This window comes from Paraglaciecola arctica BSs20135 (assembly GCF_000314995.1).
GTDB lineage: Bacteria > Pseudomonadota > Gammaproteobacteria > Enterobacterales > Alteromonadaceae > Paraglaciecola > Paraglaciecola arctica.
The window spans coordinates 44,080-68,863 of the sequence record NZ_BAEO01000008.1 but is presented as its reverse complement, the minus strand read 5'-3'; the positions used below and the strand labels follow the sequence as shown (position 1 = coordinate 68,863).

Genomic DNA, 24,784 nt, shown 5'->3' with positions numbered 1-24,784 from the left:
GAAATATTTAATCTATTGCTTTATTTTTGGTTGCAAAATTAGCTGTATATACAAAAAAGCCATGGCATAAATAGCCATGGCTTCAACAGTACGTTTTTAGGTAAGCTTATAAAGCAGCTTCTAGCTCTGGCAAGATATCAAACAAATCGCCCACTATGCCATAATCGGCCACTTGGAATATTGGCGCTTCTTCATCTTTGTTGATAGCAACAATGACCTTAGAGTCCTTCATTCCGGCTAAATGTTGAATTGCACCAGAGATCCCCACAGCTATATATAAGTTTGGCGCAACAATTTTACCTGTTTGCCCTACTTGCATATCGTTAGGAACAAAACCCGCGTCAACTGCAGCTCTTGAAGCACCCATGGCGGCACCAAGTTTGTCTGCAATGCCGTCAAGTAGTTTAAAGTTCTCACCATTTTGCATGCCACGACCACCAGAGATGATAATGTCAGCAGCAGTTAATTCTGGTCTTTCAGACTCAGTTAATTCAGCCGATACAAAAGCTGATTTATCTAATGCTTTCACTACAGTACAGGCTTCAATTGGAGCTGAATTACTTTCACCTGCGGCATCAAATGCAGCGGTTCTTACGGTAATCACTTTGATACTGTCACTAGATTGTACTGTGGCTATGGCGTTACCAGCATAAATTGGACGTACAAAGGTATCGGCACTTTCGACTTTTATGATGTCAGAAATTTGTGCAACATCTAATAAGGCCGCCACTCTTGGCATAAAGTTTTTGCCTGTAGTAGTAGCCGCTGCCAATACGTGGCTGGCATCTTTGCCTAACTCAGTCACTAAATCAGCGATATTTTCAGCCATCTGCTGAGTATATTCTGCATTGTCAGCTAATAATACTTTGCTTACGCCGTCTATTTTAGCGGCTTGCGCGGCAACAGCTTCGCAACCAAAACCAGCCACTAATAAATGTATCTCAGCACCTATTTGTGATGCGGCATGCATCAGTTTGTGAGTTTCGGTTTTAAGCTGTTCGTTGTCATGTTCTGCATATACTAAAATAGCCATTAGATCACCTTCGCTTCATTTCTTAATTTGTCGACTAATTCCGCGACATCTGCCACGATAATTCCACCTTTACGTTGTGCAGGCGCCTCAACTTTTAAAATTTTGACTCCTGATGTCAAATCAACTCCAAAATCAGCAGCTGGTTTAACTTCTAGAGGTTTACGCTTAGCCTTCATGATGTTGGGTAAAGACGCATAGCGAGGTTCATTTAACCTTAGATCAGTTGTGACTACCGCTGGTAAAGTCAATTCAATAGTCTGTAAACCACCGTCGATTTCACGGGTAACTTTAACTTTACCGGCATCAACTAATACTTCAGAAGCAAAAGTCCCCTGAGGCATGCCTGTGAGGGCTGCAAGCATTTGACCTGTTTGGTTGTTATCTGAATCAATTGATTGTTTACCTAGAATAACTAGGTCAGGCGACTCTTGTTCAACCACTTTTTGCAATAACTTGGCAATTTGTAATGAATCAAGGCTTAAGTCTGTATCAATTTGAATACCACGATCAGCACCTAGCGCTAAGGAAGTACGAATTTGTTCCTGACAGCTTTTATTGCCAATAGAGACCACTACAACCTCTGTTGCTACGCCCTTTTCTTTTAAGCGAACCGCTTCTTCTACTGCAATTTCACAGAAGGGGTTAATCGACATTTTAGCGTTAGTTAAGTCAACTGCACTATTGTCAGCTTTAACTCTGACTTTCACATTGTAATCAATGGCACGTTTTACTGGCACGAGTATTTTCATTTTCACCTCTACTTACAGGTATCAAGTTTATAATTTAAGTTAACTAGCGACTCAAATCTGGTTGGCGACAATTTACTTTGTGTTGACGTTAACGTCAACTTAGATGTCATTTTGCATTCGATTCTTCTGAGAGACACTTTTAACGGGTATTATATGTCATAGTATATGTTTTATAATGATTTTAAAATCATCTTTCACCAACATATTAGAATAGACTAAGCAATTGTTAACTATAGATAATTTTTGCTATTGCCAAGTGAATAAATACTTCATTCTAGGCGTCTAATAAAAATGACATTGATCATTTAAATGGCTTTTTATGGTGTAAAAGTAGGCAAGCGCCGACTAAAATATGGTTATAAATAAGTCTCACAAACATTTTTTTTATGAATAGTTAAATACATTTTAATGAATAGATAAAACTAAAAGAGGACATACAAGTGGAACGAGAATCGATGGAGTTTGATGTAGTAATAGTCGGTGCTGGCCCTGCTGGTCTGTCAACTGCGTGTCGGTTGATGCAAATTGCCCAGGAAAAAGACCAAGAATTAATGGTGTGTGTGGTTGAAAAAGGTTCGGAAGTAGGCGCGCATATATTGTCTGGTGCAGTGTTTGAAACCCGTGCATTAGATGAATTATTCCCAGACTGGAAAGAAAAAGGTGCGCCTCTCAATACGCCAGTCACAGCAGATGATATTTATTGGCTCAACAATGAAAACAAAGGCACTAAAATCCCTAGTTTCATGACACCTAAAACCATGCATAACGATGGCAACTATATAGTCAGCATGGGCAATGTCTGTCGCTGGCTTGCCGAACAAGCAGAAGCACTAGGTGTTGAGATATTCCCCGGTTTTGCGGCTTCAGAGGTTTTATATAACGAAGATGGAAGTGTTGGTGGTGTAATTACCGGCGATATGGGTCTGAATGAACAAGGCCAGCCAAAAGATTCGTTTATGCCAGGTATGGAATTGAAAGCAAAATATACTGTGTTTGCAGAAGGTTGTCGTGGGCATTTAGGAAAACAGTTAATTGAAAAATTTGAATTAGATAAAGGCCAATCGCCGCAGCATTACGGCATTGGTTTTAAAGAAATTTGGGATATAGATCCTGCTAAACATCAAGAAGGCTTAGTAGTACATACCGCTGGCTGGCCTATTACTGACGCCACTGGTGGATCTTACCTTTACCATGCTGAAAATAACCAAGTGTTAGTTGGGTTGATATTAGATTTAAACTACAGCAATACACATTTAAGCCCCTTTGACGAATTTCAACGATTAAAACATCACCCTGTTTTCAAACAATATCTTGAAGGCGGTAAACGTGTCTCCTATGGCGCTAGAGCCATAGCCAAAGGTGGCTTTAATTCTTTACCTAAAATGACTTTTCCTGGCGGTTTATTAGTAGGTTGTGATGCTGGTACTTTAAACTTTGCCAAAATCAAAGGTAATCACACCGCTATGAAGTCTGGGCTATTAGCCGCAGAATCTCTAATGGAAGTGCTTAGCCAAACTGATGCCGCGGCTTCACAAGAATTAGCCAGTTATACCCAGAAATTTAAAGATTCTTGGTTGTATGATGAATTGTTCAGATCTCGTAACTTCGGCCCTGCCCTACATAAATTTGGCACTTTTATGGGCGGTGCGTATAACACCCTTGAGCAAAACTGGTTCAAAGGTAATCTGCCTTTTAATTTTAAAGACGACATACCCGACTATGTTCAGCTTAAGAAAACACAAGACTGTGTCAAAATAAATTATCCCAAACCTGATGGTGTTTTGAGCTTTGACAAATTAACTTCAGTATTTTTATCTAATACTAACCATGAAGAAGAACAGCCTTGTCATTTAAAGCTAAAAGACAGCTCAATACCTATTTCGGTTAATTTGCCTCTATATGATGAGCCTGCACAGCGTTATTGTCCGGCAGGAGTTTATGAGATTGTTGAAACCGAAGAAGGTGACAAACAGTTTCAGATAAATGCCCAAAACTGCGTACACTGCAAAACATGTGATATCAAAGATCCTTCCCAAAATATTACTTGGGTTGTACCTGAAGGTGCCGGCGGGCCTAACTATCCAAATATGTAGTCTAAGTACAAGTGTGGATAATCTCACTTGTACCATTGTTTTTAAGTAAGGAATAGTTAAGTATTTTATGAAAGCGGTTAATTTCAAAATAGATTCAGACTCTCCTGATAAACCTTGGCTTATGTTAATTCACGGTTTATTTGGAAGTTTGGATAATTTGTCAGCCTTACGAAAGCAATTTACTGGATCCCATCAGGTATTGTCGGTCGACTTACCTGATCATGGAAAATCAGCGTTTACACAAAGCTTTAGTTTTGTGCATTACGCCGAACTTATATCAGATTTGCTTAATAGTCTTGAGATTAAACAAATCAGCTTAGTAGGACATTCTTTGGGTGGTAAAGTCGCCATGCAACTTGCTGTCACCCAAGCTGATCTCATTAGCAACTTAGTCGTCCTAGATATTGCACCAGTTAAATATACACCCCGTCATTCAAATGTGTTTGATGGCTTAAACAATGTTGTATTAGCAGATATAACAAGCCGTAAAGAAGCTGATACGGCGCTATCGGAATATGTCGAGGACAATTCTACTCGACAATTTTTGCTAAAAAGTTTGTATAACGAAAATGATATTTGGCAATGGCGCTTTAATTTAACGCTATTGGAGAAAGACTATGCAAAATTATCAGCGGCTATTACATCGGCACAACCTTTTGAAGGTCCAGTGTTATTTATAAAGGGTGAACTTTCCGACTATTTGCTAGCAGAACATAGACCTGCAGTTATGCAACTGTTTCCTAATAGTCAGTCTAAGATGATAAGTGGTACAGGTCATTGGTTACATGCTGAAAAACCTGATTTATGCGCAAAATTAATATTGGCATTCTTAAATAAATAACAAAGCAAACACTCAGGGCAATTTTCATAGTTAAGACTCTATGCTAGTATGCGCCAGTTTTTTAAGGGAGTTGGACGAAGTACATGTTAAGTGATCATTATGAGCAAATCGAAGCAATTGGTTTAGACCTTGCGATTATAGGCCTGTTTCTATTGATGGCCTACGTTGTTCATGATGTACTTAAGAAAAATAACGTACCTCTTATAGGTAAAGTTGTGGTGTATTTTGTACTATTTTTAGGTGCCGCAGGATTTATATTTAAAGGCATTATGCAATGGGTAATCGAAGGCTGAGCTATTTAGTAGTCTAGCTTCGGTAAAACCAGATTGAATTTATATTTTAGTTGAGGAATAAGTAATAATGGCAAGTGTGGGGCTATTTTTCGGCAGTGACACCGGCAATACAGAACATATTGCTAAGATGATCCAAAAAGAATTAGGCAAAAATCTAATAGACGTAAAAGACATTGCCAAAAGCAGCAAAGAAGATATCGCTGAATTTGACTTGTTACTTTTCGGTATTCCAACTTGGTACTACGGTGAAGCACAATGTGATTGGGATGATTTTTTTCCAGAACTAGAGCTAATCGATTTTGAAGACAAATTGGTTGCGATTTTTGGCTGTGGTGATCAAGAAGATTACGCAGAATATTTCTTAGATGCCATGGGCATGGTAAGAGATATTGTCGAAGCTAAAGGTGCTATTTTAGTAGGACAATGGCCAACTGATAGTTATGACTTTGAAGCATCAAAGGGTATGGCTGATGAAGACCATTTTGTCGGTTTAGGCATAGATGAAGATCGCCAACCCGAACTCACCGAGCAACGAGTGAAGGCATGGTGTAAACAAATTCATGAAGAACTTTGTTTAGCTGAGTTAACTTAATACATAAAAAGGAGTTAAGGCTCCTTTTTATTAACTAAAAAGGTAAATAGCTTTTAAATCATAATAGGTTGCCTATAATGGCTTCACAGTTATATTTTTAAGTAAGATAATGGATCAAAATAAAGAATTAAAAAAAGCGGGATTAAAAATCACCCTTCCACGCTTAAAAATCCTAGAGATATTACAACTACCTGAAAATCAACATATCAGTGCCGAAGACGTATATAAAATTCTAATTGAACATGACGAAGATATTGGTTTAGCCACTGTTTACCGGGTTCTCAACCAATTTGATGATGCGGGAATTTTAAACCGTCATCACTTCGAAGGTGGTAAATCAGTTTTCGAAATTAGCCATAAGAATCATCATGATCATTTGGTTTGTTTAAAATGCGGTAAAGTGATTGAGTTTGAAGATGAAGTTATTGAAAAACGCCAGGAAGAAGTGGCGGAACGTCATAATATTAAACTCACTCATCACAGTTTATATCTATATGGTGAATGTAAAGTAGACTGCGACGTAGATTAATTTTTTAAATTCTAAAAACGCCGCTTTTAAAGCGGCGTTTTTTTATGGTAAAAAATCAAACCAAAGACTGTTCAACACTAGTCTAGTTAGTTTTTTGGTCCGAACAAAACTGGCTCTGGGATCAATTGCTCCAAATTAGGTAAGGATTAAACTTCTTTTTGCTGTTTTACTGCATAGAGGAAACCCGTTACCAACATAAATTGTGCAACATAGTAGGTGCTCATTATCCAATAACTCTCAAACGGTATTGCATAAATGAATTTATTAATAGCAATGAAGGAATCCGAGATAATAAAAAATATGGCTCCCAATACTGCCCAGCGTATAGGTAACGACGACTGGACAGCCAGTAGCCCCATGGCCGCAATTGTAAATAAGTAGGCAATAACCGGGAGCTGCAACTCACCTAGATTGGGTATAAGTAACCACGTCATGCCTAACATGAACAATATCAACACTAGACTCAGAGGCCAACGGTTGAGAATACCTTGCCAATAACGGCTAAATAACACGGCATAACTAAGCTGGGCTAATAGAAACGCTGCCACGCCAAAAATAAATTCGTCGAGTGCAAGTAACAAATCACCGCAACCACTAAAAACCAAAGCCAGCAGCAAAATATTTCGACTTGGGCTGGGTTCTGTCTTTAGCACAGCAAACACTAATAAGGCGATTGGAATAATTTTAAGGAGCCATAAAAAGTCCACCACATAAGATAGGCTAACCATATACAGCAATGAAAAACATAGAAATGCAACACTCATTATTTTTGACATATTCACTCACTACTAGTGCCTATTATCAGGCGGGATTAACTAAGCAGTTACTATTACTCCGCTTAAATAAACTAATTCCAAACATCAACAAATTTTAATGTTTGGAAAGAACATGGTAACAAAATAATGTTAATTATCACCCAATAAATGAGACTTAAACAAGTTGATAAGTTTCTATGATTTTTACCTATCCCATAGCTACGTTATAGTGTTTGGCAATCATCTACACTATCTAATTACATAAGGTTTATATGAATTTTGCCGAGTTCTCAGCTTCCCGAAAGAGCGTTCGTGGTTTTAAAGATAAAGCCGTTTCTAAAGAGCTTGTCGATGCAGTCATCAACACCGCAAAATGGGCTCCCTCCTCTTACAATACTCAAACGTGGAAAATACATGCAGTAGCAGGTGATGTGTTAGATAAAATACGTGAAGGCAATACCAATAACACCCTAGCCGGTAAGCCAAATGTTCGCGACTTTCCCTATAAAGAAGACTACGAAGGCGTTCACAGACAACGTCAGATAGACGTTGCCATTCAGCTTTTTGAGGTAATGGGTATTACCAGAGAAGACAAAGAAAAACGTATGGAGTGGATGATGCGAGGTTTCCGTCAATTTGATGCTCCTGTGTCACTTGTTTTAACCTATGACAAATCCTTAGAGCCAGCAGGCATCACTCAGTTTGGTTTAGGTTCCTTAGCATACGGAATTGTATTAGCCGCTTGGGATCTAGGCTTAGGCTGCGTTATTAACGGCCAAGGCATAATGCAATCAGATGTAGTACATAAACATGCACAAATACCTGATAACGAAGCCATTATGATCTGTATCGCCATGGGGTATCCAGATGAAAACTTTGCTGCAAACGATGTGCGATCAGTGCGCGCTGACAATGAAGATTTTGTTAGTTATCACGGATTCTAAAAGATAAGAAATTAGCATTATGGAAATGTTTACTTCCATAATGCTTAAAATCATTAGATTAATAGTTTACCTAGTCCCCCAGAACTTCCCTACAAGATGTACTAGTATATAGCGGTCCCTGATTTTACTGCCTTCATAGCCACGACTGCTGTTCGACATGATTTAAACCATTTTGGTTAAGCCAAAATATTGAAAGTTTGCGGTTGTCATTATGCATATGCCAAAACCCTTCTTTTGATTCTTTGTGTCATATAAAGTCCATTATTACAAATCATCTGTATTAAAATATTTACACTTACATGAATTTAACAACAATCTGGATTTATTTTAAGAATGCCCTTAGCGGGCATTTTTTATTGAAATACTCTAAGCTGCTGCCTTGCAATTTTGCGGTATTACCGCCTAAAAAATCAATTTGCTAAAACCACCAAGATATATTAATTAGAAGACCCATATCGGGCTCCTAATTTTGGTTTTAGACATAACCAGAGAGATTAAATAGTGGCTGACTTATTTGAAAATCCAGCAGGCTTAGACGGATTTGAATTTATTGAATTTTCTTCTCCAGAAAAAGGACAATTAGAGAAAGTTTTTATTGGCATGGGATTTACTCACATTGCTAATCACCGTACCAAGGATGCGCAATTGTGGCGTCAAGGTGGCATTAACTTAATCGCTAACTATGAGCCAAAATCAGCGGCTTGGTATTTTGCCCGTGAACATGGTCCCTCAGCATGTGGTATGGGTTTTAGGGTGAAAAATGCGGTTCAGTCTTATAAATATTTATTAGCTCAGGGGGCTGAACCTGTTTTAGTTGATACTGGCCCCATGGAACTTCGTTTGCCCGCTATTCGTGGTATCGGTAACGCTATTATTTATCTGATTGACCGTTATGGTGATGAACTTTCTATTTATGATATCGACTTTAACTACATTGAGGGTGTTGACCGTAACCCAGTAGGTGCTGGCTTTAAGGTAATAGATCACTTAACCCATAATGTTTATGGCGGTCGCATGAAATATTGGGCTGACTTTTACGAAAAATTATTCAACTTTCAAGAAATACGTTTCTTTGACATCAAAGGCGAATATACGGGGCTAACATCTAAAGCACTCACGGCTCCTGATGGTAAAATTCGTATTCCTTTGAATGAAGAAGGTGAAGGCGGTAAAGGTCAAATTGAAGAGTTTTTACGAGCATTTAACGGTGAAGGTATTCAGCATATTGCATTTAGTTGTGATGACTTAGTGGCTTGTTGGGATCGCTTAAAGGATATGGGAATGCCCTTTATGACTGCGCCTCCAGAAACATATTACGAGTTGCTTGAAGGGCGTTTGCCTAATCATGGTGAGTCGGTTAATGAGCTGCAAACACGGGGAATTTTAATGGATGGCACCACTGAAGAAGGCCCAAGATTATTGCTGCAAATATTCTCTGAAACCCAACTAGGTCCAGTGTTTTTTGAATTTATTCAACGTAAAGGTGATGACGGCTTTGGTGAAGGTAACTTCAAAGCGCTATTTGAATCAATTGAACGTGACCAAATTAACCGTGGTGTTTTGAGTACAGCTAATAAAACCGTGGAAAACGAGGGCGTATAAGCCCTCCTATCTAATGCCCTAGGCACTTAAAATAGCAACACTACCAACCTTTAGATTTTTCCATATCACTGGCTTTTGCTGCAATCCATTTATCGCCCTGATTGGTCGTTTCTTTCTTCCAAAACGGGGCTTGGGTTTTTAAGTAATCCATAATAAATTCGTTTCCATGATAGGCAGATTGACGGTGTTGACTAGTGACACCTACAAACACAATTTGTTCTGATACTTGTAGTTGCCCCACACGGTGAATAATGGAAACACTACCTAGTTGCCACTTAGTTCTAGCTTTTTCGACTATATTATTTAATACCTTTTCTGTCATCGCCGGATAGTGTTCTAAAAATAAACCACTAACAGCTTGCTGTAAGTTCAAATCCCGAACCAAGCCAACAAATGTCACTAGCGCACCATCGCTGCTATTACTGTCTCTCAATTTTTGGTATTCGTGTGCAAAGTCAAAATCCTGAGTTTGCACGCTAATATGCGTAAAATGGGCCATGATATTGATTAACCGCCAGTTACAGGTGGGAAAAATGCGATTTCGTCAGCATCACCGATGACAGCATCATCGTTTGTCATTTCTTGATTAACGGCAACTAAGGCCTTGCCGTATGCCAAATATTCGTCCCAGACATCACCTTTGGCCTGTAAAATACTGCGCAATTTAGCAACGGAATTAATTTGTTCACCACTGTAAACAAATTCGATATCCAAAAACTCAGTTTTAAGCACTTCTTTAAGTTGACCAAAGAACAAAATTTTTAACATGACCAATCACCGCTTTTGCCGCCTTGTTTACTCAGCACCTTGATATCACTAATTTGCATATGTGGGTCAACTGCTTTGCACATATCAAATAAAGTCAACGCCGCCACACTTACAGCCGTAAGGGCCTCCATTTCAACACCGGTTTGCCCCGCTAATTTACATAGTGCTTGAATCCGCACTTTATTTTCATCACCATTTACACCATCTATGGTTTGAAAATCAAGCTGCACTTTAGACAACATCAACGGATGGCATAAAGGGATAAGATCACTGCACTTTTTTGCACCTTGAATACCTGCGATACGCGCAATAGACAACACATCACCTTTAGCATGGGTATTATCTTTTAACATAGTAAAAGCTTGTGTAGACATGGATATATAACCTTCAGCCACGGCTTGTCGTTGAGTAATCTGTTTATCAGTCACATCAACCATATTGGCCTTTCCATGTCCATTAACATGGGTCAAACCTGCGTTTTGTTTTTGCATATCAGAAGTTATCCTCTACTCGAACATTGAGCTATATCTTTTAAATGTACAACAAAGTTACAAGGACGATGTGTGGAGTCCAACTGCTGCTGTAAAATCCCATTCCATGCAGTTTTACATGCTCCGGTTGAACCTGGCATACAAAAGATGGCAGTGCCATTAGCCATGCCCCCTAGTGCCCTAGATTGCACGGTAGAAGTACCAATCTCCAAGTACGACACATGTCTGAATAACTCACCAAAACCTTCAATTTCTTTTTCGAATAAAGGCTGCATGGCTTCTGGTGTTGTGTCTCTTGCAGTAAATCCAGTTCCACCAGTTACTAATACAACTTGAATATCAGCAGCGGCGATCCAATTAGACACCACAGCTCTAATTTGAAACTTGTCGTCTATTACAATTTTTTTACTTATTACATTATGGCCATCAGCAATAGCTGCATCTTTTAGATACTGTCCCGATGTATCATTGTCTTCACTGCGGGTATCCGACACAGTTAACACTGCGATATTGAGAGCCTGTTTATTAGTTGAATCACTTACTGTCATTTCGATGCCTTGGTAAATGGTTGTTTAGCACAGTGCTGTTGCCACTGACTAAGGGTATTAATATTGTCTAATTGGGTATTTTTCAAAGGTTGTATTTGTAAACTATGTAACGAATTAAGCAGCCTTTTTATTGAGTACTGACGCTGTTTAGGCTGCAACAAAACGTCATTAGGCTGAGATTTAAATATAGTGTCAAGATATTGAGCTATATCAACTGACAACGGAATATACAAAGGCAAAAAACAATTTTCAAATGTACATAAACAATGATTTTCTCTGCCTATTTTGAGTAAATAGTTAAAGTCTTCTTGGCACAAATCAGGCATATCAACCGCTACCACTAACAATTCATTGGTATCTGGTTGCTGTATTTTAATATGGGCTATTGCTGCGTGTATACCGGATAAAGGACCACAATTGGGAATGACGTCGGCTATGCCCTGTTCATGCTCAGAACCACTGATAAACACATTATTATCGCACACCATAGCCAGTTCTTTTTGACAATGCTCAAGCAAGGATAGCTGGCTATCTGGCAAAGTTAACAAACTTTTGTTTGTCCCCATTCGGCTCGACTTACCGCCAGCTAAGACCACCCCGGCTAACATTGGATCAACCTATGATTAATTGACTCTTTACTCATCCACCCTGCCCTTAGCCACCTAACATAGCTAGATGTTTAGTTGCTCCGGTGAAACCATCCTGTAACCAATGAGTCGCTTCTTTGTCGCCTAATAACTGAATGAGTTGAGCTTGTAATTCGGTACTATCAGCCGATTGTAAAGCAGGACGAATATCCAAACCTTGGTCAGCAAACAAACATAAATGTAATTTGCCGGTTGCAGAAATTCGTAGACGATTACAGCTAGCACAAAAGTCTTTGCTGTAGGGCATGATCAAGCCTATTTTTCCTTGATAATCTGGATGGAAAAACTCTTGTGCCGGCCCCGCAGCTTTGTCGCGGATCAGTTGTCCCCAACCGTCTTTAAGCAATTGTTCTTTTATTGGCATACCAGAGACATGGTTCTGTTTAAAAAACGTTACGTTGTCACCCGTTTGCATCAACTCAATTAATCTTAAGGTAACAGGGGTGACTTTTAACCAAGTCAGGAAGTTTTGTAGCTCTTGTTCGTTGTATTGTTTCATCAATACAGCGTTGATTTTAACTTTCACCCCTAGCGCGATAGCTTTATCAATGCCACTTAAAATGGCTTCGAGCTTATTATGTCCGGTAATAGCTGCAAACATACGAGGGTCGAGGCTATCTATACTGATATTCAGGGAATTAAGTCCAGCATCCACCCATTTTTGAATATCTGACTCCAACTTATAACCGTTACTTGTCATAGCAACGTGTTGTACACCTTTAGCAGATGCACAAGCTTGAATGATCTCAGGTAAGTCTTTTCTAAGGGAGGGCTCGCCACCAGTAATACGGATTTTACTGGTGCCTAAGGAAGTAAATCCATTAACCAAGGTTTTAATTTCTGGCAAGGTTAAAAAGTCACGATCGGTATCGCAAGCATAACCATCAGGCAAACAGTAATTACATTTAAAATTACACACATCTGTAATGGACAGCCGCAAGTAATGGAAGCGACGTCCAAATTTATCTTCTAACATATTGTTTAACACCTTTCCAAAGTGAAGTGCCACAAAAATTGTGGTACTTGCGGGAGGCAGCTCGATTTCTCTTACAACCCTGGCGAATTTGACACCATTGCCTAATTCACGGCTAAAACACCTTGTCGTAGATTTAGGTGAGATAGCTCGGAGTTACATTCGCATTAACTGCCTTACGGCAAAAACACTGGGTATTTGTATCATACAATCATAATTTTGTAATGAGAAACTCCTCTAAGCTATAGATATATTTGTGCAATCTAAGAATGTGAACCGCCGCAAGATGGCACATAAGTTGTAACTATCTTATTAGCACCTAATTAAATGATTAAATAAAAAGCACTTTTTAAGTGCAAAATATGAGATTTTGAAAGGCTATGATCAGCACATTTATCAACAAAAATAAGCTCTCTAACGATTTTTCTAAAATTGCAGAAGGCTATTTTATTCCTCTCGCCGAGGAAATTAAAGCGCACCAAACAAGTGCAAATACGACTTATTTTGTCGGTATTAATGGCAGCCAAGGATCTGGGAAGTCCACATTATCAGAGTTTTTGAAAGCCTACTTGTTTGAAACTTATGCCATGAATGTAGTGGTAATGTCATTAGATGACTTCTACTTTAGCCGTATAGAGCGTCAAATTATAGCTGCCGATGTGCATCCTTTATTCGCAACCCGCGGTGTGCCTGGCACTCACAATATGAGTCTAGCAAAATCGGTATTGCATGATCTAAAGGCCCAAAAGCCTACAACTATCCCAAGGTTTAATAAAGCCACTGATGACCCCCACCCCAGTTCATCTTGGACCAAGGTTTTTGCTGCTGCAGATGTAGTGATTTTTGAAGGCTGGTGTTGGGGTGTTGAACCACAATCCTATGAACAACTAAAACAACCAGTAAATACCTTTGAAGCAACTGAAGACCTTAACGGAGCCTGGCGAAACCACGCCAACTTACAACTGTCTCTGTATTATCAGCCGCTTTATCGTTTGATGGACAAATGGATAATGTTAAAAGCCCCTTCTTTTGCTGATGTATATGCATGGCGCCTAGAACAAGAACAAAAACTGAGGGATGTAACAGATGATATAGACAAATCGGGCATTATGAACGAACAACAAATACTGCGTTTTATCCAGCATTATCAACGATTAACAGAACATGCCCTTAAAACGATGCCAGATAGTTGTGATCACTTGTTTAAACTTAACTCAGGTAGAGAAATAACAGAGCACAAAATTAAGGAAGCACATGCTTAAAGATGTTTTAGTTTTCTCAGATTTAGACGGCACATTGCTTGATCATCATACTTATAGCTTTGCCTCTGCATTACCCATGCTGCAAAAACTTCATTCTGCCAATATTCCCGTCATCCCTAACACCAGTAAAACCTTTGCAGAATTAACTGAATTAAGAAAACAATTAGCATTAGATGGACCTTTTATAATAGAAAATGGCGCAGCGGTTTATATCCCTGAATTTTATTTTACAACTCAACCTAGTGATACCACATATCAAAATGGCTACTGGGTAAAGGAGTTTTCTAAACCCCGAGAGCATTGGCTATCATTAATCGAAAAATTAAAGAGCCGCTTTGTAGGTCAATTTGATCATTTTTTCAATATGTCTAATCAAGAAATAGTCGCTGCAACTGGGCTTTCAGAAAAACAGGCTATCTTAGCTGCAGCCCGGCAATACGGCGAACCTATTTTGTGGTTAGGCAATAACACTGCAAAAAATGAATTTGTGCAGGCTATAACTGAACTTGGAGCGACACCTTTACAAGGTGGGCGTTTTTTACATCTATCTGGGCAATGTGACAAGGGTCAGGCACTCATTTGGTTAACCCAACAATTCCAGATAGAAAAGGCTATTGAGAAGTACACCGCTATTGCTTTAGGTGACGGACAAAATGATGTTGCCATGCTTGAGGCAGCTGATATTGCGGTGCGAATTTTATCACCTGTTAATGCCCCACCAACATTAATTAAACAAAAACAGGTGTTCACAAGCCAAGCTTTTGGTCCAGGTGGTTGGACAGAATGCTTAGAGCAAATAATTTTTAACAATTAACATTTTAACTAGTACAACGGAGATATCATGGCTGATTTTTATCAAAATGGCATAGTCACAACGTTACACAACTTGTCTGAAAGACCTGTTGAAGAACTAGAAAAAGAGCTGCTAGAATTTTCAAAAAGGCGACCAATGGCACTCATACTGCCCTCATTATTCTCCGAGCTTGAAGGCACTGCATTACCCAACATTATCGAGCATATAGCTAAAGTTCCTTATCTTTCGCAAATTGTCATTGGTTTAGACAGAGCCAACCTTGAAGAATATCAACATGCCCTAAAATTCTTTGGTGCCTTGCCGCAGAATCATCGAGTGTTATGGAATGAAGGGCCTAGATTAAAAGCATTAGATGCAAAATTAGAAGCTTTAGGTCTAGCGCCTAAGGAATTAGGCAAAGGTCGTAATGTCTGGTATTGCATGGGATATGTATTAGCATCCGGAAAAGCCGAATCGGTGGCTTTGCACGATTGCGATATTTTAACTTACGACAGAGGACTCTTAGCCAGATTGATATACCCGGTTGCCAATCCATTATTTAACTATGAATTTTGCAAGGGCTATTATGCACGAGTTGCTAATGGAAAAATTAATGGCCGTGTTTCGAGATTATTGGTTACACCATTAATTAGAGCCTTACAAAAAGTCGTTGGACATAATGAATATCTTGAATATATGGATAGTTTTAGATATCCATTGGCAGGCGAGTTTTCATTTAGACGCGATGTATTAAATGATATTCGTATCCCCAGTGATTGGGGTTTAGAAATTGGTGTGCTGTCTGAAATGCAACGTAACTATTCTCATAATAGATTATGTCAGGCAGATATCGCCAAAACTTACGATCATAAACACCAAGATTTATCGGCCGATAACGACCAAGGTGGACTCTCTAAAATGTCTATCGATATCACCAAAGCTTTAATTAGAAAACTTGCCACTCAGGGTGAAATCTTTTCCGCTGAGACTTTTCGATCACTAAAAGCGACCTATTACCGTATTGCCTTAGATTTCATAGAAACCTATAACAATGATGCCATAATGAACGGGTTGAAGTTAGATATTCATAGTGAAGAAAAAGCAGTTGAGCTATTTGCCAGTAATATTATGAAAGCCGGCGAGAGTTTCTTAGATAATCCAATGGACACTCCTTTTATCCCAAGCTGGAACCGTGTGGTTAGCGCCATGCCAGACGTATTAGATCAGTTAAAAGACGCTGTAGAGCAAGATTTCTTAGAGTTTAGCCAAGCTTAAGGGGCGATTAATGTTATCTGTATACGAACAACTGGTTGAGCGGGTTGAACACCACCTAAATGTTATCTATGAAGGTGTTAAACTAGATACATCCTACGCTGAGTTATCTAAGCAATTATTGGATACTATGTGCATAGATAACAATGAGTTATTGATAGAACCAAAACGCCATCATAACAACTGGGATCAAAAAGATGTGATGCTGATCACCTATGGTGATAGCGTTGAGAAAGCGGGTGAAAAACCTCTTCACTCGTTGCACAATTTCTTAACAGAATACTGCGGTGATGCGATCAATAGTGTACATATTCTGCCTTTTTTTCCATACAGTTCTGACGACGGATTTTCGGTTATTGATTATTCAAGTGTTAACGAAGCCCTTGGTGGCTGGGATGATATTCTAGCCATTACCCAAGACTATCGTGTCATGTCTGATGTGGTGATCAATCATTGTTCATCCAGAAGTGCATGGTTTGAAAACTTCATAAAAGGTGAAGGTCCAGGCAGTGACTTCTTTTACACTGCGTCCTTAGAAGATGATATATCCCAAGTGGTGAGACCTAGAACCTCTGATCTTCTTAGGCTCACAAAAACAGCCCATGGAGAGATGCAGGTTTGGTGTACTTTTAGTCATGACCAAGTCGATTTTGACTTCAGAAACCCTGCAGTTTTAGATACTTTTGTCTCAATCATACGCCAGTACTTGGATACAGGCATTCGTATATTTCGTTTGGATGCCGTGGCTTTCCTTTGGAAAAAAATGGGTACTTCTTGTATTAACCTTGAACAAACTCATGAGGTAGTGCGTTTGTTACGCACCTTAATTGAACATGCCGTAAGTGACGCGGTCATCATTACCGAAACCAATATTCCCAACAGACAAAACCTTACATACTTTGGCAATGCAAACGAAGCCCACGGAATATATAACTTTTCATTACCACCACTGTTAGTCAACACTTTGGTTACAGGCTCTTGTAAACACCTTAAGGCTTGGTTGGGAAGTATGCCACCCGCACAAAACGGCACTTTCTTTTTTAATTTTATCGCCTCCCATGATGGCATTGGATTAAGACCCGCAGAAGGACTTCTGCAAGATCATGAACTCACAGACCTAGTGAATACCATGCAAAACTTTGGAGGCAGAATTTCATGGCGCACCTCTGAAGATGGCAAACAAAAAGCTTATGAAATTAATATAGCCCTTTACGATGCGCTGCAAGGTACTGTAAAAGGCACCGACAAATGGGGGCTAGAAAGATTTATATGTGCCCATAGCATAATGTTCGGATTAGAAGGTATCCCAGGGATTTATATTCATAGCTTACTTGGTACCGGCAATGATTATGAAAAAGTTAAAAATACCAGTCAAAACCGCTCTATTAACAGGCATAAATGGGACTATACAAAGTTACAAGAACAGCTAGCCTCACCCTTTAGCCAAAATGCTAAAGTGCACGATAGAATGATAAAACTGCTCAACATCCGTAAAGAGCAAGCGGCATTTCACCCAAGTGCCACCCAATTTACTTTGCAATTAGGCGATCATATATTTGGTTTTTGGCGACAAAGTATGGATAGAAGTCAAAGTATTTTTTGCATATTCAATGTCACTGACGAACCACAAAACCTGAGGTTAAGTGATATGAACTTAATTGGTACCGACATTTGGTTTGATCTTATCAGTGGTCATACAATGAGTATGGAAGATATTGAATACCAACTGACACCTTACCAATCCATGTGGATATCTAATATTAGAACCTAACGCCTACAAGCCTTATAAAATAGCCCTCCTGAGGCTTATGTAGCACATAAGCCTCACCTTATCCCTTTGATTTTTAAGAGTATTATTCATCCCGATCAATAACTGTCTGTACCATAAGACACTTTAACAGTAAAAATTTTAACATTCCCTACGATACCTCCAACAAAAACCATAAGTTATTGTTTTAATGGCAATTTATATTATTGGCACGACACTTGTAATAGCTATTGTAAGTAAGGTGGTAGTAGTAACACTTAAGTAGACCTCCTCCATACTTATTAATATCTTTACTTAACAATTTTAGTAAAAGTATTAGCAGCAAACAGTTAATTAAAGCAGTTTGCTATTTATCTTAACTTTGTCATTTTTAGACTTAGACAAAAAGGAGTCAATGTATGAAAAAATTAATCCCACTGGTCGTGCTGACGTTCGCCTCTATGGCATTAATCGCTGAAGAAGACTTAATAGCTAAACTAGATTCTGACAACGATGGCCGAATTAGCATTGAAGAAGCTGCACAAGATGCTTCGTTAGCGGCAATGTTTGCTGAACTAGATACTAATAAAGATGGTTACTTGTCACCTAGTGAGTTAGAAAACCAATAATTTTTGTATGCAAACTAAGAGTGAAGTTGTAATAAACCGGAAACAACTTCTCTCTTAAATTTACTATTTTAATTTGATATTTAAAGGAAGAACATTATGAAAAAATTACTATTAGCATCAATCATTACATTCGCATCACTTAATGTAATAGCCGCGTCTGAAGAAATGACTGTTCATCCACTAGATATAGACAAAGATGGTCTAATCAGTATAGACGAAGCAAAAGTAGACAGTACTTTAAGTGCTCTTTTTGCAGATCTTGACGTTAACCAAGATGGATTTTTGTCACATTTGGAATTAGAAGTAAAAAACGAAGACGAAACGAACTAAATCTTATATTTAGTTAAAAAGTCCGCAATACCAAATGGCATTGCGGACTTTTTATTGATTACAACTCTACCGCCAAGTCGGTTCTAGCACCCCATTCACTCCACGAACCATCATAAACTGCTACCTTTTTAAATCCTATTTCAGTGGCCGCCAAAGCCAAAATACAAGCGGTAACACCTGAGCCACAGCTAAAAACTAAACTTCTGTCAAAAGTTAGTCCCAATTCGGAAAATATTACTTTTAGCTCTTCAAGAGGTTTTAATTCCGTGTCTTCGATACAAACTGAAAAAGGTAAATTAATTGATGTGGGAATATGACCTGAGCGCAAACCTTTGCGAGGTTCTGGTTGTGTACCGTTAAAGCGCCCTGCACTTCTAGCGTCTACTACAGAAATACTGCTCAATTGCTGGATTACATTTTCAGCACTTATAAAACAATGACTATTGTAATGGGCTTGGAATGCCCCTAGTTTTCTTGGAGAAACTAGTTGAGGCACTGTCGGCAATTTCTGGTTTAACCAATTCGGCAAGCCACCGTTAAGTACATAAACATTGTGATGACCCATAGATTTAAACATCCACCAAACTCTAGGGGCACTATAGATTCCTTTGTTATCATAAATCACAATTAAACTATCGTTATCTATGCCTAATTTTTGGACACCTAAAGTAAAATTGGTTGCACTGGGCATAGTGTGAGGCAAGTTTGAATCTGCATCACAAAACACGTTTTCAAAGTCAAAAAATATTGAATTAGGTATATAGCCAACAGGTTTGCTATCGGATTTCCCTGTAACCGGATCGTCCATTTGGGTGAACAACACTATTAGTTTAGGCTGTTCGATATTAGTTTTTAGCCATTGGCTGCTAACCATATTGGATTCTGGCAACATTATTTATTCCTTAATAAAGACAGGTTTTGAGACGTCTATTTGGGGCTGGTTTTTTCTCTACATTGTACTATCCTTCGCACCAATCCATTGCTAATACCCAGTACACAACTTCAATTACACTCAAAGAGTAACTAGTAATATTCAATAATACTCAAACTTTCAATACCTTCGCGATAAAAGAGTCAATATTAACTGGTTGCTCAAATATTTTCTTTGCTAAACCAAACCTTATGGCTTAAGTCATCCGCCGCGATATTTACAGCTAATGCTCAAAACCCTGGTAACGGCTTAGTTATTAAAGACAATAAAATTGTTGAATTAGTGCCCTCAGGCATTAAACCAAAAATCGCCATCGATAGTTAAGTAATAATAAGCACCCCAAAGGTGCACTCGAATGCCAAAAGAATTAACTTTGTGCGCGGCAAATTAAATTCGTTAATGATAAGAGTAATAAATCAACCAGAGATTATATTCTACTTTATAAAATAACTAGTTTTTTCAATGATTTAATAAATACTTTTAAAACCAGACCATTTGGATAAGTCATTGGCACCGTTCGTGCAAAATAAATACAAGATGAATAATGAATAATTAAATCAGTACGCTGAATAGACCATAGAATCTAATACAGCACATAGCAAAGCTACTATCTCGGGAACACAAAAATGACAAACAAAACCTTTATATCAAACCCACTTGCGAAAGCAGTAGCTATTGGACTAGCCACCTTCTTACCGCTACAAGCCATGGCGCAAGAAATTGAAGAAAAAAATTTAGAGCGTATTGAAGTAACCGGCTCCTTGGGCAGTTTACCCGGACAAGATGTTGAAGCCGTTTTTGGTTTTGGAAAATCAATTCTAGAAACTCCTCGTTCAGCCTCAACTATCAGTGAAGAACAACTAGAACGTTTTAGCGTTAGTGACATTGATGAATTAGTTGCTTTTTCACCCGGCGTATTTACCCAATCATTTTTCGGTGTGGCCGGTTCATTAGATGTACGTGGAACACCAGGGGAAACTTATTTTCGTGGGGTTAAACGTTTAGACAACCCAGGTAACTACCCGACTCCTATCGGTGCTTCAAGCCGAATAGATATTGTGCGAGGCCCTGCATCGCCAATTTATGGTCCTGCAAAAATAGGTGGCTACCTTAACTTTAACCCTAAGTCAGCTCGTGCTAGTGGTGGTCAATACCTAGAAAAAAATGAAGGGGCTTTTTCATATACCACAGGTAGTTGGGACAAAAGTGTGATGACCGCTGAAATCGGTGGTCCGGCTAGTATTGGTGATAAAGATATGGGCTTTTACTTTTATGGTGAAGTCGAAAACTCTGGTAGTTATTATGAAAATACAGGAACCGATCAAACAGTTTTACAAGCTTCATTTAACATAGATATTACTGATAATTTACGTGTTGAATTTGGTGGTATGTATCATGACTATGATGGCAACCAAGTTGCTGGTTGGAACCGTTTAACCCAAGACTTAGTTGACAACGGCACTTATATTACTGGTACTGCTCAGCCCTTAGACACTAGTGGTGATGGGTCGATTTCCCACCAAGAATATGGGGCTGTAAATGTTAATCCATTCATTTGGCAAGTACCAATGAATGAGACTACAGCAGATCTGATCCCAGCGATTATGGCTTTGGAAAATGTTGGTGAAACAACGTTAAAAGGTAGTCAAGTCCTAGTAGCAGCTGATGATAAATTATTAAATACAGTTCAAACCCTATACTTTGATGTGTTTTATTACACCGACAATGGTTGGGAAATCAAAAACCAAATGTTCTATGAAGGTTATGAGAACATGAATGAAAATGCGTACGGTTTTTCGCAGTATCATGACAGTTTTGTGTTTGAAGATAAGATAGTATTTTCAACAGAATTTGAGGTAAACAGCCTTTTGGCTCAAGTACAAATCTCACCTTCATTGCGCTACATAGATTTTGAACATGGTGAAGATTGGAAGGACGAGTATTTTGACCGTCGTGATCTAACTATGGCTTCAGGTGCTCTTGACAGGCGTCTATTAGCGACCACTATTGATGATGATTATACCGAGTGGTACCAAGGCAATTATTTAGACTTAGGTTTTGGTGCCATGGTCGATTTAACCTGGGACTGGGGTTTAAATATAGTCTTGGGAGTGCGCTATGACACTTTTGATATGGAAAGCAATACAGATGTTGATAAATTATTTCTAGGCGATTACGGCTCAGGCTTTGTTATTGTGTCGGAGGATGGCAAATATCTGCTAAATGATTTTGGCGCAGATCCAGTCAATTATACTGCTGCCGATATTTCAGCTCCCGTTAGCGCTGAAGATGATGTAAGTGGTGTATCTTGGAATACCAGTATCTCTTACAAATTTGAGTTTGGATTAATTCCTTATATTACAGCAGCGGAGCAATCAACTATCATCGTTGGTCAGGGCGCTGAAATTAAAACTGGGGCCATTTATTCTGGTGGTGTTTTTGACAAATCTACTTTGTTTGAATTCGGTGTAAAAGGTTCATTCTTAGATGACACACTATATTTTGCCATTGCTAATTATGAGCAAGAACGTACTGATACTAAAGCACAATCAACCACACTCAATAACGTCACGGAAACTAAAGGAACTGAGTTTGAATTACGTTGGGTAGTCAGTGATGCCTTAGTTATAACAGCTGGGTATACCAATGTTAAAGTTAAAAACTTAACGGCTATTGAAGATGGATACCAATTTGGTTTCTTTGGTGCTGAAGATATGCCTTTGCTTGATCCTTCTCTTGTTTTTGGTGGTGTCGCTATCGGAAATGCCACAACTAGTAATAACCCTGAAGGTCTTAAAGCCGGTATCCCAGAAAACATTTACACATTGACAGGTACCTATGACTTCCAAAATGGTTTTATTGTTAACGCCAGTATTGTAGATGTAGATTCTGCATATTCAGGTTATTCACAAGCTGTCTTATTACCTGCTTATACTTTGGTTAATGCAGGTATAAGGTATGAAGCAGATGTTTGGTCAGCAAGTTTGAATATAAAGAACTTAACTGATGAAACCTACTTCCGTTCTAACTTCCCAGATTTATTTGGGAGTTCAGTGGTTTTGCCAGAATTACCTCGTCATTTCCAAGCTACAGTAAATTATAAGTTTTAACTTACATAGCAGTTAGAAATCAAAACGAGGTATGATTTTCATACCTCGTTTTTTTATTATGTGATGAATGGAAATAAATTCCTTTGGGAGAGAAGATGAAGTTGGTCTATCGAGTGCAAATAATAGCCCTTATAAGTTTATTGTTAATGAGTTGTTCGGCAGTAAAGTCCGTTGTTGAAAATACCGATTCATTAAAAAATAAAAAACCTATTGAAGTTAAAGTAGTGGTCCTGACTATGTTTGAAATAGGTGAAGATCAGGGTGACAAAGCAGGTGAATTCCAGTTATGGAAACAAGGCCAAAAATTAGATGTAAAGTATCCATTGGTACATGGACACCATGACCTGTTTTTTAATGCTGATACTGGTGTTTTAGGTGTGGTAACTGGCATGGGCACAGCACGCGCAACCGCGGCCGTTATTGCATTAGGTCTAGATCCTCGTTTTGACCTCACTCACGCCTATTGGTTAGTGGCAGGGATAGCCGGAATAGATCCCGCAAATGGTTCCATTGGTTCAGCAGTTTGGGCAACATGGTTAGTAGATGGTGACTTGTCCCATGAAATAGACGCCAGAGAAATACCGAGTGATTGGACAACAGGATATTTTCCCTTATTTGCTACTCAACCATACTCAGAGGCAACAGTAAGTAACCCGGATAAAAATGTTAATGGTGAGGTCTATAAAATTAATGCCAATTTAGCCGATTGGGCTTTTGAATTAACCCAAGATGAAAAGCTTAATGATTACCCGCCGATGAAAACCTTTAGAGAACAATACATAAATTATCCAAATGCACAAAAACCACCTTTAGTTTTAAAAGGGGATCATTTGGCTGCATCAACTTATTGGCACGGCAAACTGTTGAATCAGTGGGCTAATGATTGGGTGTCTTATTGGACTCAGGGCAAGGGTAATTTTGTCACCTCTGGAATGGAAGATACAGGCACATATCAGGCATTGAGTTATTTACACAAAGCAGGAAAGGCAGACAAAAACCGTTTTATGGTTTTACGAACTGCAAGTAACTACAGCCAACCACAAGACGCCTTAAGTGCAGCTGATAATATTAAAATTCAAAAGAAGGGATACGTAGGCATGCAATCAGCTGTTGAATCGGCTTATATTGTAGGTAGTAAGGTAGTTAACACACTGACAAGTAATTGGTCTGTTTATAAAACCACTATGCCTTACCAAGTAGACGCTAGTGTAGATAATGTTAAGCAGCAAGCTGTCACTGAAAACAGCAAAAATGCAGCTACAATTGATAAATTGTCCACTATCAAAAATAACGATAAAATTTTAACTGCAGAACAATTAGCTGAAGCGCTGGACCTTGAAGCCCATGTTGAAGGGGGCTATTTTCGTCAAACCTTTAAGGCAGATCATAGGCCGACTATTGCCACTAAAAATGGGGATAGAGTCACCATGACCAGCATCTATTATCTACTAAGTGCCAAGTCCCCTATTGGTCATTTTCATATGAATCAATCAGATATCATGCATTATTTTCATATGGGCGATCCTATTACCTACTATATGCTAAAGACAGACGGTAGTTTGCAAAAAACCATATTAGGTCCAGACCCAACTAAAGGGCATCAAATGCAAATGATGGTAAAAGGCGGTACTTGGAAGGCCTCAAAAATTCCAACTGATGGGAAATATGGGTACGGACTGATTGGTGAAGCAGTAGCACCAGGATTTGAATATTCAGATATGAAACTGGGTGACAAGTCTATGTTATTAAAGAAATTTCCTAAGTATAAACAATTAGTTACTGAACTTAGCCGTGAATAACTGATGAACTTTATAAAGCAATAAGACTCCTACTGGAATTGCAAATAATCTAA

Annotated in this window: 25 protein-coding genes and 1 riboswitch; of the genes, 15 read left to right on the top strand and 10 right to left on the bottom strand. The window is 38.8% G+C overall.

What is annotated here, in order from left to right; all coding sequences use genetic code 11:
* Nucleotides 1-106: 106 nt before the first annotated feature.
* Nucleotides 107-1,033 (bottom strand): electron transfer flavoprotein subunit alpha/FixB family protein, encoded by a 927-nt coding sequence (locus tag GARC_RS03050; protein ID WP_007616586.1) that lies wholly within the window; start codon nt 1,031-1,033, stop codon nt 107-109.
* On the bottom strand, nt 1,033-1,782 hold the full coding sequence (locus GARC_RS03045; RefSeq protein ID WP_007616584.1) for an electron transfer flavoprotein subunit beta/FixA family protein: 750 nt from the start codon (nt 1,780-1,782) through the stop codon (nt 1,033-1,035). The genes GARC_RS03050 and GARC_RS03045 overlap by 1 nt, the downstream gene beginning before the upstream one ends.
* A gap of 455 nt (nt 1,783-2,237) precedes the next feature.
* On the opposite strand from GARC_RS03045, the gene GARC_RS03040 reads away from it, so the two are divergent.
* The 5 genes from GARC_RS03040 (at nt 2,238) to fur (ending at nt 6,130) form a co-directional block, all read left to right on the top strand.
* Nucleotides 2,238-3,875 carry an electron transfer flavoprotein-ubiquinone oxidoreductase gene (locus GARC_RS03040; RefSeq protein WP_007616582.1) on the top strand — a complete coding sequence of 546 codons (1,638 nt, stop codon included), beginning with the start codon at nt 2,238-2,240 and terminating at the stop codon, nt 3,873-3,875.
* 67 nt (nt 3,876-3,942) lie between these two features.
* Nucleotides 3,943-4,716 (top strand): alpha/beta fold hydrolase, encoded by a 774-nt coding sequence (locus tag GARC_RS03035; RefSeq protein WP_007616580.1) that lies wholly within the window; start codon nt 3,943-3,945, stop codon nt 4,714-4,716.
* Between the two features lie 83 nt (nt 4,717-4,799).
* Entirely contained in the window at nt 4,800-5,009 is a 210-nt protein-coding gene (locus GARC_RS03030; RefSeq protein ID WP_007616578.1) for a DUF2788 domain-containing protein, read from the top strand.
* A 67-nt stretch (nt 5,010-5,076) separates the two neighbouring features.
* Nucleotides 5,077-5,601: a flavodoxin FldA gene (fldA, locus tag GARC_RS03025; protein WP_007616576.1), complete on the top strand. Its 525-nt coding sequence runs from the start codon at nt 5,077-5,079 to the stop codon at nt 5,599-5,601.
* Nucleotides 5,602-5,710: 109 nt separating this feature from the next.
* Nucleotides 5,711-6,130 carry a ferric iron uptake transcriptional regulator gene (gene fur, locus GARC_RS03020; protein ID WP_007616574.1) on the top strand — a complete coding sequence of 140 codons (420 nt, stop codon included), beginning with the start codon at nt 5,711-5,713 and terminating at the stop codon, nt 6,128-6,130.
* A 146-nt stretch (nt 6,131-6,276) separates the two neighbouring features.
* On the opposite strand, the gene GARC_RS03015 is transcribed toward fur, so the two are convergent.
* A complete protein-coding gene (locus GARC_RS03015; RefSeq protein WP_039988546.1) occupies nt 6,277-6,906 on the bottom strand; it encodes a lysoplasmalogenase in 630 nt (209 codons plus the stop codon).
* Nucleotides 6,907-7,157: 251 nt separating this feature from the next.
* Between GARC_RS03015 and GARC_RS03010 the strand changes: the two genes are divergently transcribed.
* Both GARC_RS03010 and hppD read left to right on the top strand, forming a co-directional pair.
* The gene (locus GARC_RS03010; protein WP_007616561.1) at nt 7,158-7,829 is read left to right on the top strand and encodes a nitroreductase; all 672 of its coding nucleotides are present in this window, start codon (nt 7,158-7,160) and stop codon (nt 7,827-7,829) included.
* 501 nt (nt 7,830-8,330) lie between these two features.
* Nucleotides 8,331-9,431 (top strand): 4-hydroxyphenylpyruvate dioxygenase, encoded by a 1,101-nt coding sequence (gene hppD, locus GARC_RS03005; RefSeq protein WP_007616559.1) that lies wholly within the window; start codon nt 8,331-8,333, stop codon nt 9,429-9,431.
* Nucleotides 9,432-9,471: 40 nt separating this feature from the next.
* Here the strand turns inward: hppD and moaE are convergent, their stop codons facing one another.
* The 6 genes from moaE to moaA form a co-directional block, all read right to left on the bottom strand.
* Entirely contained in the window at nt 9,472-9,930 is a 459-nt protein-coding gene (gene moaE, locus GARC_RS03000) for a molybdopterin synthase catalytic subunit MoaE (RefSeq protein ID WP_007616557.1), read from the bottom strand.
* An 8-nt stretch (nt 9,931-9,938) separates the two neighbouring features.
* Nucleotides 9,939-10,199: a MoaD/ThiS family protein gene (locus tag GARC_RS02995; RefSeq protein ID WP_007616554.1), complete on the bottom strand. Its 261-nt coding sequence runs from the start codon at nt 10,197-10,199 to the stop codon at nt 9,939-9,941.
* Nucleotides 10,193-10,690 (bottom strand): cyclic pyranopterin monophosphate synthase MoaC, encoded by a 498-nt coding sequence (moaC, locus tag GARC_RS02990; RefSeq protein WP_007616553.1) that lies wholly within the window; start codon nt 10,688-10,690, stop codon nt 10,193-10,195. Before moaC ends, GARC_RS02995 begins: the two co-directional genes overlap by 7 nt.
* 8 nt (nt 10,691-10,698) lie before the next feature.
* Complete coding sequence (moaB, locus tag GARC_RS02985; protein ID WP_007616552.1) at nt 10,699-11,238, bottom strand: molybdenum cofactor biosynthesis protein B; 540 nt, start codon at nt 11,236-11,238, stop codon at nt 10,699-10,701.
* Nucleotides 11,235-11,846 (bottom strand): molybdenum cofactor guanylyltransferase, encoded by a 612-nt coding sequence (gene mobA, locus GARC_RS02980; RefSeq protein WP_007616551.1) that lies wholly within the window; start codon nt 11,844-11,846, stop codon nt 11,235-11,237. The genes moaB and mobA overlap by 4 nt, the downstream gene beginning before the upstream one ends.
* Nucleotides 11,847-11,892: 46 nt before the next feature.
* Complete coding sequence (gene moaA / locus GARC_RS02975; protein ID WP_007616550.1) at nt 11,893-12,861, bottom strand: GTP 3',8-cyclase MoaA; 969 nt, start codon at nt 12,859-12,861, stop codon at nt 11,893-11,895.
* Nucleotides 12,855-13,026, bottom strand: a riboswitch (molybdenum cofactor riboswitch). Its footprint overlaps the gene before it by 7 nt.
* A gap of 212 nt (nt 13,027-13,238) precedes the next feature.
* Here moaA and GARC_RS02970 point away from each other — a divergent pair.
* The 6 genes from GARC_RS02970 to GARC_RS02945 all read left to right on the top strand — a co-directional run bounded on the left by GARC_RS02970 (nt 13,239) and on the right by GARC_RS02945 (nt 18,891).
* Entirely contained in the window at nt 13,239-14,120 is an 882-nt protein-coding gene (locus GARC_RS02970; protein ID WP_007616549.1) for a hypothetical protein, read from the top strand.
* Nucleotides 14,113-14,934, top strand: a complete 822-nt coding sequence (locus GARC_RS02965) for an HAD-IIB family hydrolase (protein WP_007616548.1) — start codon at nt 14,113-14,115, stop codon at nt 14,932-14,934. The genes GARC_RS02970 and GARC_RS02965 overlap by 8 nt, the downstream gene beginning before the upstream one ends.
* A gap of 27 nt (nt 14,935-14,961) precedes the next feature.
* Nucleotides 14,962-16,188 (top strand): glycosyltransferase family protein, encoded by a 1,227-nt coding sequence (locus tag GARC_RS02960; RefSeq protein ID WP_007616546.1) that lies wholly within the window; start codon nt 14,962-14,964, stop codon nt 16,186-16,188.
* Nucleotides 16,189-16,198: 10 nt separating this feature from the next.
* Nucleotides 16,199-17,956 (top strand): sugar phosphorylase, encoded by a 1,758-nt coding sequence (locus GARC_RS02955; RefSeq protein ID WP_007616544.1) that lies wholly within the window; start codon nt 16,199-16,201, stop codon nt 17,954-17,956.
* 395 nt (nt 17,957-18,351) lie between these two features.
* On the top strand, nt 18,352-18,561 hold the full coding sequence (locus GARC_RS02950; RefSeq protein WP_007616538.1) for an EF-hand domain-containing protein: 210 nt from the start codon (nt 18,352-18,354) through the stop codon (nt 18,559-18,561).
* A 96-nt stretch (nt 18,562-18,657) separates the two neighbouring features.
* On the top strand, nt 18,658-18,891 hold the full coding sequence (locus GARC_RS02945) for an EF-hand domain-containing protein (protein WP_007616536.1): 234 nt from the start codon (nt 18,658-18,660) through the stop codon (nt 18,889-18,891).
* A gap of 58 nt (nt 18,892-18,949) precedes the next feature.
* On the opposite strand, the gene GARC_RS02940 is transcribed toward GARC_RS02945, so the two are convergent.
* Nucleotides 18,950-19,783, bottom strand: coding sequence for a sulfurtransferase (locus GARC_RS02940; protein WP_007616534.1), 834 nt, complete (start codon nt 19,781-19,783; stop codon nt 18,950-18,952).
* Between the two features lie 665 nt (nt 19,784-20,448).
* Between GARC_RS02940 and GARC_RS02935 the strand changes: the two genes are divergently transcribed.
* Together GARC_RS02935 and GARC_RS02930 are read left to right on the top strand one after the other, a co-directional pair.
* A complete protein-coding gene (locus GARC_RS02935; RefSeq protein WP_007616531.1) occupies nt 20,449-22,932 on the top strand; it encodes a TonB-dependent siderophore receptor in 2,484 nt (827 codons plus the stop codon).
* Nucleotides 22,933-23,027: 95 nt separating this feature from the next.
* Nucleotides 23,028-24,731: a cupin domain-containing protein gene (locus GARC_RS02930; protein WP_007616529.1), complete on the top strand. Its 1,704-nt coding sequence runs from the start codon at nt 23,028-23,030 to the stop codon at nt 24,729-24,731.
* Nucleotides 24,732-24,784: the final 53 nt, after the last annotated feature.

Coding starts and splice junctions, on each gene's coding strand:
- mobA (WP_007616551.1), bottom strand. CDS start 11,846: ATGTTAGCCGGGGTGGTCTTAGCTGGCGGTAAGTCGAGCCGAATGGGG.
- GARC_RS03040 (WP_007616582.1), top strand. CDS start 2,238: ATGGAGTTTGATGTAGTAATAGTCGGTGCTGGCCCTGCTGGTCTGTCA.
- GARC_RS02935 (WP_007616531.1), top strand. CDS start 20,449: ATGACAAACAAAACCTTTATATCAAACCCACTTGCGAAAGCAGTAGCT.
- moaA (WP_007616550.1), bottom strand. CDS start 12,861: ATGTTAGAAGATAAATTTGGACGTCGCTTCCATTACTTGCGGCTGTCC.
- fldA (WP_007616576.1), top strand. CDS start 5,077: ATGGCAAGTGTGGGGCTATTTTTCGGCAGTGACACCGGCAATACAGAA.
- GARC_RS02970 (WP_007616549.1), top strand. CDS start 13,239: ATGATCAGCACATTTATCAACAAAAATAAGCTCTCTAACGATTTTTCT.
- GARC_RS02950 (WP_007616538.1), top strand. CDS start 18,352: ATGAAAAAATTAATCCCACTGGTCGTGCTGACGTTCGCCTCTATGGCA.
- GARC_RS02930 (WP_007616529.1), top strand. CDS start 23,028: ATGAAGTTGGTCTATCGAGTGCAAATAATAGCCCTTATAAGTTTATTG.
- moaC (WP_007616553.1), bottom strand. CDS start 10,690: ATGCAAAAACAAAACGCAGGTTTGACCCATGTTAATGGACATGGAAAG.
- GARC_RS03010 (WP_007616561.1), top strand. CDS start 7,158: ATGAATTTTGCCGAGTTCTCAGCTTCCCGAAAGAGCGTTCGTGGTTTT.
- GARC_RS03035 (WP_007616580.1), top strand. CDS start 3,943: ATGAAAGCGGTTAATTTCAAAATAGATTCAGACTCTCCTGATAAACCT.
- GARC_RS03030 (WP_007616578.1), top strand. CDS start 4,800: ATGTTAAGTGATCATTATGAGCAAATCGAAGCAATTGGTTTAGACCTT.
- GARC_RS02955 (WP_007616544.1), top strand. CDS start 16,199: ATGTTATCTGTATACGAACAACTGGTTGAGCGGGTTGAACACCACCTA.
- fur (WP_007616574.1), top strand. CDS start 5,711: ATGGATCAAAATAAAGAATTAAAAAAAGCGGGATTAAAAATCACCCTT.
- moaE (WP_007616557.1), bottom strand. CDS start 9,930: ATGGCCCATTTTACGCATATTAGCGTGCAAACTCAGGATTTTGACTTT.
- moaB (WP_007616552.1), bottom strand. CDS start 11,238: ATGACAGTAAGTGATTCAACTAATAAACAGGCTCTCAATATCGCAGTG.
- GARC_RS02960 (WP_007616546.1), top strand. CDS start 14,962: ATGGCTGATTTTTATCAAAATGGCATAGTCACAACGTTACACAACTTG.
- GARC_RS02945 (WP_007616536.1), top strand. CDS start 18,658: ATGAAAAAATTACTATTAGCATCAATCATTACATTCGCATCACTTAAT.
- GARC_RS03045 (WP_007616584.1), bottom strand. CDS start 1,782: ATGAAAATACTCGTGCCAGTAAAACGTGCCATTGATTACAATGTGAAA.
- GARC_RS02965 (WP_007616548.1), top strand. CDS start 14,113: ATGCTTAAAGATGTTTTAGTTTTCTCAGATTTAGACGGCACATTGCTT.
- GARC_RS02995 (WP_007616554.1), bottom strand. CDS start 10,199: ATGTTAAAAATTTTGTTCTTTGGTCAACTTAAAGAAGTGCTTAAAACT.
- GARC_RS03015 (WP_039988546.1), bottom strand. CDS start 6,906: ATGTCAAAAATAATGAGTGTTGCATTTCTATGTTTTTCATTGCTGTAT.
- GARC_RS03050 (WP_007616586.1), bottom strand. CDS start 1,033: ATGGCTATTTTAGTATATGCAGAACATGACAACGAACAGCTTAAAACC.
- GARC_RS02940 (WP_007616534.1), bottom strand. CDS start 19,783: ATGTTGCCAGAATCCAATATGGTTAGCAGCCAATGGCTAAAAACTAAT.